Below are 13,124 nucleotides of genomic sequence, written 5' to 3' on the forward strand. Positions count from 1 at the left end.
CGCGGCTCTCTTGAATTTCGCAGAGGGCAGATTTAGAAGCGAACTTCTTCGTCGCCAGCGGCGCACCGCCCTCGTTCGTGGGGCGTATATAGTCGGAGGTCCCTCGACGCGTCAACACCGATTTCGAACTTTTTTGAATTTTTTGCGACGAATTTTTCGGCCGCCTTTTTCGATAGCCGACTGCCGTCGCGGCAGCCCTTGGGTCATCCACAACGAGCCCTATTGCCGCCGCATTGAGGCGTGAAACCGGCCCATATAAGGAAGGCGCGCGCGTACGTACCAGGCGCGCCGACGACGGACGACAGGGCGCCCTGCGCAAGGGGCGCGTGATTGGGGATATCGGCCCCGGCTTGCCGCTTCGTTGACTTCAACCGTCGTGACAGGCAAATGTCATGGCCGCAACGACAACGACAAGCCGTTCGCCTGGGGAAGAAGCAGCCTTTCTGGATGCCGGACACCGAAGAGGTCATAGCCGAACTCGGCAACGAGCCGCCGCTGATCGCGGACGGCCGCAGCGGTCCGCCTGACCGCCGCGAGGTCTCGGCCCGCTGGCTGTCGGGCACTTTCCTGACGGGTGTGACGTCGAGTGTCTTGATGGGCGTGGCCCTGTTCGCCGCCCTGGATGGCCGCCAGCAGCTGGCGACGCCGCCCGAAATCGCCGAGCTCATCGGCCTTGCCGGCGGCGGCGACGATTCCGGCGAGCAGGCCAAGACCACCAGGCTGGTCGCGCCGCGCCAGATCGCCCGGGCAAAGGACCGGCGGCGCATGGAAGTGTCGATGGTCACCAAGGTCGGCGACCGTGACGTTATCCACACCATGCCTTTCGTGCAGATCAAGATGGCCTTGGCGGCCGGCCACACCACCAACCGCCCCTACCCGCCATTCGACCCGTTGCAGGTCTTCGGCGACGACGGCGACGACAACGCCCAGCCGGCGACGGCCACCGCGGCCGCCGGACAGATCTACGGCGCCAAGGTCGAAAGCGAGATGAGCCTGAAGACGGTCGATTTCCCGATCGAGACGGCCTCCTTCGACGAGAAGAGCGATCTTTCCGCCGACGAAGTGGAAAAGGTGGTGCGGGACGCCAGCAACGGCTTGAGCGACGGCGCCGTCCAGGTGGCCGCGCTGCACTATATCGATCCGCAGCGATTCGGCGATGCCTTCGCCGAATCGATGGCCGGCTCATATGATGTGAAGATCACGCAAGAAAACGTTTCGGTGGCGCCGCGCGCCACGCCGGACGATCAGGCGCCGGCCTTCGCCGAGGAAATCATCCCTTTCACCAGCGATACCGATATAGCCGAGGCCTTCGCCGATTCAGGCTATACCGGCGATGACGCCACCGGCATGGCGCAGGCGATCGGCAAGCTCTTGAACGCAACGGCGCTCAAGGCCGGAACGGTACTGCGCGTCGGCCTCGAAGTACGCGGCGATATCGCCAAGGTGGTCCGCACCAGCGTCTACGACCGCACCACCCACATCGTCACCATCGCACTCGACGATCGCGGACAGTTCGTGCCGGCGCAGGAGCCGGACCCCAATCCCGAATTGCTGACGGCGTTCGACGATTCGCAGCCAGTGGTGGTGCGCGCCAACCTGCCCAACGTCTATGACGGCATCTACCGCACCGCCTATTCCTACGGCATGTCGAAGACAATGACGCAGAAGCTGATCAAGCTTCTCGCCTCCGACGTCGATTTCCAGTCGCGGCTTTCGCCGGCCGACCGCCTCGAAGTCCTGTTCTCGCAGCCCGACGGCGACGACCAGACTTCCGACAATTCCGAGCTTCTCTACGTCTCGGCCACCTTCGGCGGCCAGACGCGCAACTTCTATCGCTTCCAGATGCAGGACGGCAGCACCGACTATTTCGACGAGAACGGGTCGAGCGCGAAGCAGTTCCTGCTGCGCAACCCCCTGCCCAACGGTCGCTTCACCTCCGGCTTCGGCGCGCGGCGGCACCCGATTCTCGGCTATGTCCGCATGCATACCGGCACCGACTGGGCCGCGCCGATCGGCACGCCGATCATCGCCGCCGGCAACGGAGTCGTCGAGAAGGCCGGCTGGGCCGGCGGCTACGGCAAGCAGATCATCATCCGCCATGCCAATGGCTACGAGACGTCCTACAATCACCAGAGCGCTTTCGCCCAAGGCATCGAGCCTGGCGTTCATGTCCGGCAGGGCCAGGTGATCGGCTATCTCGGCCAGACCGGCCTCTCCACCGGCCCGCATCTTCACTACGAGCTGATCGTCAACGGCACCAAGGTTGATTCGATGCGCGTGCGCCTGCCGGTCGGCAAGGTGCTGAAGGGCGACGACCTCGTCGCCTTCAAGCGCGAGCGCGAACGCATCGACGATCTTCTCAAGCAGGAAGACGGCAACTCGCTGAAAGTTGCCAGCGCCAAGACCGATTCGCAGCTTCCGAACTGACCGGTTCCGGGACAGGGGCGGAGCGGCTTTCCGTCCGGAATTGCGTCAAAACCGCTCTAACCAAGCGAATCATCTGACCGCCGCGGCCAAGGCGACGCCTGCCCGGGCACCGTAAACCAGGCGATGGCCGATGACAGCAGGCAAAGGAGCGCCGTGACCGCCGCAACCGCGGCAAATGCCGAATCGCCTGCTGCAACTCTCGCCGCGTCAACATCGGCGGCCAGTCCGGCCGGTGCCGGCTCACCAAAGCCGGGAACGCCTGACATGCCACCGGTCATGCGTGCATAGACGATCGCCGCGAGCGAACCCATTGCCGCGACGGCGATAAGGCCGCCGACGCGCGACACCGCATTGTTGATCCCGGATGCAGCCCCGGTGTCCTTGTCCTCGACCGATGTCATGACCGCGGTCGACAGCGGTGACACGACTTGCGCCATGCCAAGTCCCATCAGCGCCATCAGCGGAAAGGTCCCGATCCAGAAATCGTGAATGCCGAAATGGGTGAGCACGGCGAGGCCGGCGAAGGCGATGGCGACGACCATGCTGCCGCTGACGATCGGAAAGCGCGGACCTATGCGATCCGACCACTGGCCGACCGGCCCCGACAGAAGCGCGATCGACGCCGACAGCGGCAGGAAGATGAAACCGACCTCGGCCTCGCTCAGTCGCCAGCCGGCGATCAAAAGCATCGGCAGGTAGAACAGGTTGGCCGACAGCGCGAAATAAAGGAAGAATGTCGCCAGATTGGCGCCGGCAAAGGCCCTGATGCGGAACAGGCCGAGATCGATCATCGGGTCCCGCTTCCTGAGTTCATAAAAGATGAAAACAAACAGCAGCGCCGCGCCGGCAACGATTGCCGGCCCCGACATCAACCCGGCGCCTTCGGCATTCATTGCCGTCAAGCCGTAGGCGAGAAAGCCGAAGGCTAGCGTCGCGAGCCCGGCTCCGCCGAGGTCGAGGCTGCGTTTTTCGGTCGGCTCGTCGGCCGGCACCTTGGCCAGCAGCAGGTAGATCGAGATCAGCCCGAGCGGCAGGTTGATGGCAAAGATCGCGCGCCAGACGCCGTCGCCGAAAGTCGAAAGGACAAAGCCGCCCAGCACCGGCCCAAGCGCCGTCGTCAGCGCCGATGCGGCGGCCCAGATGCCTATCGCCCGGCCACGCTCCTTCTTTGGATAGGCTTTGGCGATAATGGCGAGGCTGCCTGGCACCATGATCGCAGCACCGATGCCCTGGATGGCGCGAAAGGCGATCAGCACGGCGGGATCGGGCGCCAAGGCGCAAGCGAGCGACGCAGCGATGAACAGCGCGATCCCGGTGACGAAGGCGCGCCGCAACCCAAATCGGTCGCCGGCGGCACCGCCCGCCAGGATGAGCGCCGAAAGGGTCAGCGCATAGGCGTTGGAAATCCACTGCGCTTCCACCAGGCTGGCGCCGAGATCGGCGCGTAAAGCCGGCATGGCGATCGCCAGGATCGAGCCGTCGATGAAACCGAGCGCCGAAGCGAGGATCGCCGCCACCAGCACGAATTTTCGCCGCGTCTGAGGACAGAACGTGCCGTTCGCGCGCGCGCGCGAATGCAAATCAGCGGTTGTTTCGTTCGCGGAAGACATGGGTCCCTGCTTAACCCTCTTGCGTGAATGCAACAACAAGCCAGAGCATCGCTGTTCTTGAAACCAGATAGTACTCGCCGCATGGCGAGGTGAGCACCAATCCTGATGCAAACCGCGATCGCGTGCTAGGTTCCGGCATTGCGTGTGGAGGGGAGCCCATGAAGCGGCCGCTTGAACCGTCGGCGGAAGGACGCGGACGTGTCGTCGGCATAACCGACGGAGTCTTCGCCATTGCGCTCACCTTGATCGTGCTCGAGATCAGGGTGCCTTCGCATCAAGCGGTGCATTCGGAAGGCGAGTTGCTTGGCGCGATCCTTGCGCTGGCGCCGCGATTCCTGACCTATGCGCTGAGCTTCCTGACGCTCACCATCTTCTGGTTCGGCCAGCAGGCACAGCACGGCCTGATCGCGAGGTCGGACCGGCGGCTCGCGACATTGAACCTGTGCTTTCTCGCCTTCATCGCGCTCTTGCCGTTCTCCACCGATCTTTTGGCCGATTTCCTGGAGTTCAGGGTCGCGGTTCTGGTCTACTGGCTGAACCTGTTGATGCTGGGCGCTTCGCTGTTCGCGAGCTGGTGGTACGCCGACAGCAACGGCATGATCGCCGAGGATGTGGACGCAGAAACGCGGCGCGCCGTCTACCAGCGAATCGTCAAGGCGCAGATCCTGTGGGCGACCGGAGCAGCGCTTTGCCTTGTCGCGCCGCTGCTCAGCATCGCCTTCATCCTGGTGGCACAGCTCATCTATGCCGCCGCGCCGCGCAGCTCATTGCTGCGTAAACTCATCGGTTGACGTCCCGCCGACATCCGCGATTGATGGTCCGCCAAGGAACTCCACGGTGACGCCGGGCGACACCAGCTTTGCGAGCTCGCGCGCGTCCCAATTGGTCAGGCGCACGCAGCCATGGCTTTCGGTCTTGCCGATCTTCGAGGGCTCCGGCGTCCCATGGATGCCGTAGGTCGGCTTGTCGAGCGCGATCCACACCGAGCCGACCGGGCCGTTCGGCCCCGGCGGAACGGTCAGGATCTTGTCGTTCTGGCCCTGCTTGAAATTGATGTTCGGATTGTAGGTGTAGTTCGGGTCGAGCGCGATGCGCGAGACGGCATGAATGCCGGTCGGCGATGGCGTGTCGGCCGAGCCGATCGTTGCCGGATAGGCCGCCACCAGCTTACCGCCCGCATCATAGGCGTAGACTTCCTTCTTGGTCTTGTCGGCGACGATGCGCGCCACCGGCGTCGACACCAGCTTGCCGAAATTGGCCACCTTGATCGTCGTGCCCGGGCGATTGAAGTCCACGCCCTTGTTGATCGACTTCAGGTAGGTCTCGTCCATATGGAAGCGTTCGGCCAGCGCCTCGGTGACCGAGGTGTAGCCCATGCGGTCGAGCTTGGCCTTCTGGCTGTAGTCTTCCGGGATCGAGGCGACGTAAGGGCCGGCCACATCTTCCGGCGTGATGGTATAGGAGGCAAAAGCGTCGCCGCCGGACTGCGCAAGTGCCGCTTGGATGCCCACCGCATCGGTCGATTTCAAATTGCTGCCGTTTATTTCGTTGTAGGCGGCCAACGCCTTGTCGACGTTCGAGCCAAAGCGCCCGTCGATCACGCCCGGCGAAGCGCCGCCGCGATCGAGCAGCACCTGCAGCGCCGCAACGTCCTGGCGCACCCCGAGCGACAGCGACGGATCGACCGTGGCCTTGCCGCCTGTGTTGGGCGGCAATGAAGCCTGGGAGTCCGGATTGGTCTGCAAGACCTCCCCCTGGCCCGGCTGCTCCGAATCGATCGACGCCTCGCTCAGCGGCTGGCGCTTGATGGTGTCCGACTTCGGCGCCTCCGGATAGGTGGTGGCATAGCCTTCATCATTGCTGGGCGCCGGCGGATAGGCATCGACGGAATTGTCATCGGTGGGATCGTATTCGTCGACCGGCGGCGGGATGACCCGGCCATTCTCCTCCAGCTGCCGGCGGCGGAAGCGAGCCATGTCCTCGGGATTGTCGAGATAATAACGGTCGTCGTCCTCGGCCGGCGCACGGCCGAGTTCCTGCATGCGCATCTGCCGGCGCAACGCACGGCGGTCGAGCCTGCTTCCCGGCGGCTGGATGGCGATCACCTTGCCGGTGTCGGCATCGACCAGCACTCGGTTGCCCCTGGCGTCGTAGTAGATGTCGATATTGCCTTCCTGGGCCAGCATCAGCGCGCCGCGCTCAACCGGGCGCGCGCTCGGCGCGCCGTCCACGTTCGGCGTGGCGAACGCACTGGAACACACCAGCCCGGCCGCGAGTGCCGAAAGGGGGAAAATCAAGCGCAGCATGGGGGTCAAGCTCTCCGGTCGACTCGGGCATCCGGCGGGCGAACCTTCGCCAGCAAACCAGCTACCCAAATTAAAGTTCCAATATGAACCGGGCATGAAGATGGCGGTTTTCCGGTGCTTGGGGAATATCGGCTAGCTTGCGGCGAGCCCCAATTCCTTGCGTGCCTGTCTGGTCAGCTTGAGGACCACCAGGCGATGGCTCTCGCGCAGATAGTCCTCGAGCGCGGCATCATCCACGCTTTGGCTTGTCTGACGCTGGATCCATTTCATGCCGCGCGAGGCGAGATAGGGCGCCGGCCGGCATCCGGGCTGATCCTTCAGCACGTCATAGGCCATCTCGGAGCATTTGAAGGTGACGAACAGCTGCTGCCCACCATCGTTCCAGCCACCAATGGCAAACACCTTGCCGCCGACTTTCCAGACATGGGCGCCGCCCCACTGGACCACGTGGGTCGTCGCCGGCAGCGAAGCGCAGAATCCGTTATAGTCGTCGAGCTTCATCGAAGGCTCCCCTTCCTTATCCATCGAGACCGGCAGCTGACCGTGCGCGGTCACCAAAAATAACAAAGCGCGCCGCACCGGTTCGATGCGACGCGCTTGCAATCATTCCAACCTGCTCGCGGGTTCAGGCGGCGGCCTCCGTCGCCACCACGGTCGGCTTCGAGCGGAAGTTCAGCCGATCGGAGCCCGCGGTGACCTTGACGGTCGAACCGTCGAGGATTTCGCCGAGCAGGATCTTCTCCGCCAGCGGATCCTGCAGTTCCTTCTGCATCACCCGCTTCAGCGGCCTGGCGCCATAGGCCGGGTCGTAGCCCTTCGACGCCAGCCACTCGACCGCGTCGTGATCCAGCGATAGCGTGATCTTGCGATCGACGAGCAGGTTCTCCAGCCGCTTGAGCTGGATCTCGACGATCCGGTCCATGTCCTGCCGGCGCAGCCGGTGGAACAGGATCACCTCGTCGACGCGGTTGAGGAACTCCGGCCGGAACGAGGCCCTCACCACGCTCATCACCTCGTCGCGCACGGCATCGACATCCTGGTCTTCGCTGAGATTGACCAGATATTCGGCGCCGAGATTGGAGGTCATGATGATCAGCGTGTTGCGGAAATCGACCGTGCGACCCTGACCGTCGGTCAGGCGGCCGTCGTCGAGCACCTGTAGGAGCACGTTGAACACGTCCGGATGCGCCTTCTCGATTTCGTCGAACAGCACGACCTGGTAGGGCCGGCGCCGCACCGCTTCGGTGAGCGCGCCGCCTTCCTCGTAGCCGACATAGCCGGGAGGCGCGCCGATCAGCCGGGCGACGGAGTGCTTCTCCATGAACTCCGACATGTCGATGCGCACGAGTGCCGTTTCGTCGTCGAACAGGAAGCTGGCCAGCGCCTTGGTCAGCTCGGTCTTGCCGACGCCGGTCGGCCCGAGGAACATGAACGAGCCGATCGGCCGGTTCGGATCCTGCAGCCCGGCGCGGGCGCGCCGCACCGCCTTGGACACCGCCTGCACGGCTTCGCCCTGGCCGACGACGCGCATGCCGATCTCGTCTTCCATGCGCAGCAGCTTCTCGCGCTGTCCTTCCAGCATCTTGTCGACCGGAATGCCGGTCCAGCGCGACACGACATGCGCTACGTGATCGGGCGTGACCACCTCTTCCACCATACTGGTCTTGCCGTCCTGCGCTTCGGCCTCCTTGAGCTTCTTCTCGAGCTCCGGGATCTTGCCATAGGCAAGCTCGCCCGCGCGCTGGAACTCGCCCTTGCGCTGGGCGATCGCCAGTTCGTTGCGCGACTCGTCAAGCTGCTTCTTCAGGTCGGCGGCAAGGCCAAGCTTCTGTTTTTCGGCCTGCCACTTCGTGGTCAGCTCGGTCGATTCCTCTTCGAGGTCGGCGAGTTCCTTCTCCAGGCGGGCAAGCCGGTCCTTCGAGGCTTCGTCCTTCTCGACTTTCAGCGCTTCGCGCTCGATCTTGAGCTGCATGATGCGGCGGTCGATCTCGTCCAGCGCCTCGGGCTTGGAATCGACCTGCATCCTCAGCCTGGACGCCGCCTCGTCGACGAGGTCGATCGCCTTGTCCGGCAGGAAGCGGTCGGCGATGTAGCGATTGGAAAGCGTCGCCGCCGACACCAGGGCCGAATCGGAGATGCGCACCTTGTGGTGCTGCTCGTACTTCTCCTTCAGCCCGCGCAGGATCGAGACCGTGTCTTCCACCGTCGGCTCGTCGACGAAGACGGGCTGGAAACGGCGGGCAAGCGCCGGATCCTTTTCGACATGCTTGCGGTATTCGTCGAGCGTGGTCGCGCCGACGCAGTGCAGCTCGCCACGCGCCAGTGCGGGCTTCAACAGGTTGGACGCGTCCATCGCGCCGTCAGCCTTGCCGGCGCCGACCAGAGTGTGCATCTCGTCGATGAACAGGATGATGTTGCCGTTGGCCGACGTGACCTCGTTGAGCACTGCCTTCAGCCGCTCCTCGAACTCGCCGCGATATTTGGCACCGGCAATCAGCGCGCCCATGTCGAGCGCCATCAATTGCTTGTCCTTCAACGATTCCGGCACGTCGCCGTTGACGATGCGCAGCGCCAGGCCCTCGGCGATCGCCGTCTTGCCGACGCCCGGCTCGCCGATCAGCACGGGGTTGTTCTTGGTGCGCCGCGACAGCACCTGGATGGTGCGGCGGATCTCGTCATCGCGGCCGATGACCGGATCGAGCTTGCCGGCGCGGCCGTCGGCAGTGAGATCGCGCGCGTACTTCTTCAGTGCGTCGTAACCTTGCTCGGCGCTGGCCGAATCGGCGGTGCGACCCTTGCGGATGTCGTTGATGGCCTGGTTGAGCGCCTGCGCGGTGACGCCTGCCTTGGACAGGATGTCGGCGGTCTTGGCCGACTTCTCCATGACGAGCGCCTGCAGCAGCCGCTCGACGGTGACGAAACTGTCGCCGGCCTTCTTGGCCAGGTCCTCGGCGGTCGAAAACACCTTGGCGAGCGGCTGCGCGAGATAGAGCTGGCCATTGCCGCCTTCGACCTTGGGCATGGCCTCGAGCGCCGCCTCGACGCCGAGCTTGACGTCGCGGACATTGCCGCCGGCACGCTCGATCAAGGACGCGGCAAGGCCTTCGTCATCGTCGACGAGCACCTTCAAAATATGTTCGGGGGTGAATTGCTGGTGGTTGCGCGAGAGCGCCATGGTCTGTGCGGATTGGATGAAACCGCGCACGCGCTCCGAATATTTTTCAAGATTCATTCTTGTCTCCTTCCATCACCGGCCCGCTTTGCGGCACCGGATCAGATTGCGGTGACGGACCCGCTCATAAGAGCCGAGCCCAGTTCCTGGCGAGATATGGTGCGGGGACGCCAGGCTCTCAAGACGTTTGGCTATCGGCGCGCCATATTATTCCACCGCTGCAAAAACAAAAACGGCGGAGAATGCTCTCCGCCGTCTGCAATGCCTGAAAGGACGTCTGAATCAGTTGTTTGCGTCGGCGGCCACAGGCTCGCCGGGAGCCACGGGCTCGCTGCCAGCTGGCGCCGGCTCGCTGGCAACGGGCTCGCTTGCCCGGTTCGCGGCTTCGGCGGGTTTGGCGACGACGTCATCGCCTTTGCTCGCCGCGTTGCGCTCTTCGCCCGAACTTGTGGGGCCCGAACTTGCGGGGCCCGAGCTTTCAGCGCTTGAGCTTTCGGCGCTTTCGCGGCTCGAGTTCTCCGGCACGTCGCCCTGCTCGCTATTACCGGCCTGATCGGCATAGGTGCCGCGCTGGCGCCGCGGGCGCCGTGGCCGGCGACCGCCGCCATTGTCCAAGGCGGCTTCGTTGAGCTCGGCCTGGGCGGCAAGCGCCGCCGGCGAGAAACCGTCGAACTGTGGCGCCTGCTCGGCCTGGGGTCCGGCCTCGCCGGCCGCCTCGGGCTGTGCCTGCGCCTCATTGCGGCGGTTCTGGTCGAACTGCTGGCCGCCATGCTCGCCGCGCTGGCCATTTTCGCCACGCTGACCGTTCTGGCCGTAGCCGCCGTTGCGGCGGTGCCGGTCGCGGCCATTGTTGTCGCGCTGGTTATTGTCGCGACGGTTGTTGTTGTCGCGACCGCTTTCCTGGTTGTAGGCGAGTTCCGCCGGCGTGCCTTCGATGACAGGCTGTGGCCCGGAGCCGTTCGCCGCGGCCGGCGCCTCGGCGCCACTGTTGCCGACATTGTCGAACTCGTCGCGGTCCTCATCGAGGTCGTCGTCGAAGTCGTCGCGGTTCTGCTGGGCGTTCTGGATCGGCATCTGCGCCTGTGCGGCGGCGATGATGCGATTGTAGTGTTCGGCGTGCTGGAGATAGTTCTCCGCGATCACCCTGTCGCCGGAGCTTTGCGCGTCACGGGCGAGTGTGGCGTATTTTTCGGCGATCTGCTGAGCCGATCCGCGGATCTTCACGTCCGGGCCGTTGCTCTCGTAAGTGCGGGTCAGGGGATTTGGCCCCTTGCGGTTGTTGTTGTTGCCACCGCCGCCATTGTTGTTGCGACCGCGCATGCGCCTGTTCTGCTGTTGTGGCCTCATTCGACTCTCTTCATATTGAAATTTTCGAAAACTCTTCGCGAACGGAGGCGCTCATGCAGCCAGCCGTTTCGTTTCTTCACCGGCGTTCGCCCGCATCAATTGCGTTGGCGCCACGTGCCATCCTGTTCCGGTTACATCACTTGCCGGACGATTCCCGCACGAAGCTTGGGCGTCGTTTGCGCAAGAAGGCAGCTATTTCCAAGGAAAACCGAATCGCTGGGAGCACTGCCTGCTTCGTCTCATCCGGTTGAGCCGGACCCTAACTGCATTCCCTAACATTGCCAAGCGGTTTTTTCGCACTGCATCAGGGGGTTCCACGCTCGAACACCAGAACCCTGTCGTTGCCGCCGAGATCGCGATGGACTCCCGCAAGCCGGTAGCCGGCTGCCGCGAATATCCCGGTTACGTCGCTTTTCTGCGTGTGGCCGATCTCGACCGCTACCTTGCCTTGCGCTTCCAGAAATCCTACCGCTTCGGCGGCGATGAACCTGTAGGGGTCCAAACCATCCGCACCGCCATCCAAGGCTTGGCGCGGGTCGAAATCGCGGACCTCGTCCTGCAGATTTTCGATGTCTCCAACCGGTATATAGGGAGGGTTCGAGGCAATTAAATGGTATCGGCCCGAAACTTTTTCAAACCAATTGGAATGCAAGGCTTTGAAGCGTCCACCGAGCCCCAGATTCCGGGCGTTTCCGGCCGCGGTCGCCAATGCGTCGGGCGAAATGTCGACACCTGTCGCGGTGGCCGCCGGAACGGCGCTCAGCAGGGCGAGCGCGATGGCGCCGGTGCCGGTGCCGAGGTCGAGGATGCGACACTCGCCGAGCCTGTCAGCCGTTGCCCTGGCGAAGGGCAGGACCGCGTCGACCAGCGTCTCGGTGTCCGGACGCGGCTCCAGCGTTTCCGGCGACAGCGACAGCCGCAGCCCGTAGAATTCGCGATAGCCGAGGATACGGTGCACCGGCTCGCCTGCGACGCGACGCCTCAGGGCCGCTTCGATATCTGAAAGCGCGGCGGAACCCACCTTTTGCCCCGGTTCGGCAATGGCCTGGGTTCGCGTCGTGCCCGAGAAATGTTCGACGATCAGCCTGGCATCGAGCGCCGGATCGTCAAGGCCGGCGGCGGCCAGGCGCTCGCGCGCTGCCCTGAGCAGCGGCCCGAGCGTGGCGGGCAGCGCATCAGCCATCGAGGCTCATATCGGCAAGCAGCTTCGATTGATGGTCGGCGATCAGCGCATCGATCACCTCGTCGAGCTCGCCCATCATCACCCGGTCGAGCTTGTAGAGCGTGAGATTGATGCGATGGTCGGTGACCCGCCCTTGCGGGAAATTATAGGTGCGGATGCGCTCCGACCGGTCGCCCGAGCCAACCTGCGATTTGCGCGATTCCGAGCGCTCTTCATCCGCGCGGCTGCGTTCGAGATCGTAAAGCCGCGCGCGCAGGATCTGCATGGCGCGCGCCCGGTTCTGGTGCTGCGACTTCTCCGCCTGCACCACCATGATGCCCGTCGGCAGATGGGTGATGCGAACCGCCGAGTCGGTGGTGTTGACGTGCTGGCCGCCGGATCCTGAGGCGCGCATCGTGTCGATGCGGATATCCTCCGCCCGGATATCAATATCGACCTCCTCGGCCTCGGGCAGCACGGCGACCGTCGCCGCCGAGGTGTGGATGCGCCCGCCGGCTTCAGTTTCCGGCACACGCTGGACGCGGTGCACGCCGGACTCGAACTTCAGATGCGCGAAAACGCCCTTGCCCGACACCGAGGCGATGATTTCCTTGTAGCCGCCGACCTCGCCCTCGCTGGCCGACACGACCTCGAAGCGCCAGCCGCGCGAGGCGGCGTAGCGCTCATACATGCGGAAGAGATCGCCGGCGAACAGCGCCGCCTCGTCACCGCCGGTGCCGGCGCGAATTTCGAGGATCGCGTTCTTCTCGTCGGCCGCGTCCTTGGGCAGAAGCAGGATCTGGATATCTTTCTGCAGTGCCTCGATGCGCTCCTCGACCTGTGGCAGGTCCGCTTCGGCCAGCGCCCGCATCTCGGCGTCGGTCGCCTTGTCGGCAAGCATCGCCTCGAGGTCCGCCTGTTCATGTTCGGCGGCGCGCAACGCGCGGATCTTGCCTACCATCTCCTGGATGTCGGCATATTCCGAGGCCATCTTGACATAGGCATCGGCGGCGGGTCCGGCCGACATCTGCGCTTCGAGCATGTCGAAACGCTTGACGACTTGATCCATGCGGTCGCGGGGCAGGTTGATCATGGTAGAT

8 protein-coding genes and 1 pseudogene are annotated in these 13,124 nt (G+C 64.2%); 2 read left to right on the forward strand and 7 right to left on the reverse strand.

All coding sequences use genetic code 11. The features are described 5' to 3' along the window. Positions 1 to 447: 447 nt before the first annotated feature. Entirely contained in the window at positions 448 to 2,427 is a 1,980-nt protein-coding gene (locus tag F3H96_RS19215) for a M23 family metallopeptidase (RefSeq protein WP_149803304.1), read from the forward strand. Positions 2,428 to 2,483: 56 nt separating this feature from the next. Here the strand turns inward: F3H96_RS19215 and F3H96_RS19220 are convergent, their stop codons facing one another. Further along, on the reverse strand, positions 2,484 to 4,037 hold the full coding sequence (locus F3H96_RS19220; RefSeq protein ID WP_149803305.1) for an MFS transporter: 1,554 nt from the start codon (positions 4,035 to 4,037) through the stop codon (positions 2,484 to 2,486). Positions 4,038 to 4,195: 158 nt separating this feature from the next. Between F3H96_RS19220 and F3H96_RS19225 the strand changes: the two genes are divergently transcribed. After that, positions 4,196 to 4,828: a TMEM175 family protein gene (locus tag F3H96_RS19225; RefSeq protein ID WP_149803306.1), complete on the forward strand. Its 633-nt coding sequence runs from the start codon at positions 4,196 to 4,198 to the stop codon at positions 4,826 to 4,828. Here F3H96_RS19225 and F3H96_RS19230 read toward each other — a convergent pair. From F3H96_RS19230 to prfA, 6 genes and pseudogenes are all read right to left on the reverse strand, one after another. Next, positions 4,802 to 6,343, reverse strand: coding sequence for a L,D-transpeptidase family protein (locus F3H96_RS19230; protein WP_149803307.1), 1,542 nt, complete (start codon positions 6,341 to 6,343; stop codon positions 4,802 to 4,804). The two genes, F3H96_RS19225 and F3H96_RS19230, sit on opposite strands and share 27 nt — an antisense overlap. Positions 6,344 to 6,475: 132 nt before the next feature. Next, positions 6,476 to 6,844, reverse strand: a complete 369-nt coding sequence (locus F3H96_RS19235) for an MmcQ/YjbR family DNA-binding protein (protein ID WP_149803308.1) — start codon at positions 6,842 to 6,844, stop codon at positions 6,476 to 6,478. 124 nt (positions 6,845 to 6,968) lie between these two features. Then, positions 6,969 to 9,575 carry an ATP-dependent chaperone ClpB gene (clpB, locus tag F3H96_RS19240; RefSeq protein WP_149803309.1) on the reverse strand — a complete coding sequence of 869 codons (2,607 nt, stop codon included), beginning with the start codon at positions 9,573 to 9,575 and terminating at the stop codon, positions 6,969 to 6,971. Positions 9,576 to 10,064: 489 nt separating this feature from the next. Beyond that, positions 10,065 to 10,862 (reverse strand): annotated as a pseudogene (locus F3H96_RS19245) (DUF4167 domain-containing protein); the annotation flags it as partial. A gap of 304 nt (positions 10,863 to 11,166) precedes the next feature. Further along, positions 11,167 to 12,045, reverse strand: coding sequence for a peptide chain release factor N(5)-glutamine methyltransferase (gene prmC / locus F3H96_RS19250; protein ID WP_149803311.1), 879 nt, complete (start codon positions 12,043 to 12,045; stop codon positions 11,167 to 11,169). After that, the gene (prfA, locus tag F3H96_RS19255) at positions 12,038 to 13,117 is read right to left on the reverse strand and encodes a peptide chain release factor 1 (protein ID WP_149803312.1); all 1,080 of its coding nucleotides are present in this window, start codon (positions 13,115 to 13,117) and stop codon (positions 12,038 to 12,040) included. The genes prmC and prfA overlap by 8 nt, the downstream gene beginning before the upstream one ends. Positions 13,118 to 13,124 lie beyond the last annotated feature (7 nt).

Source organism: Mesorhizobium sp. NFR06, from assembly GCF_900115245.1.
Taxonomy (GTDB): domain Bacteria; phylum Pseudomonadota; class Alphaproteobacteria; order Rhizobiales; family Rhizobiaceae; genus Mesorhizobium.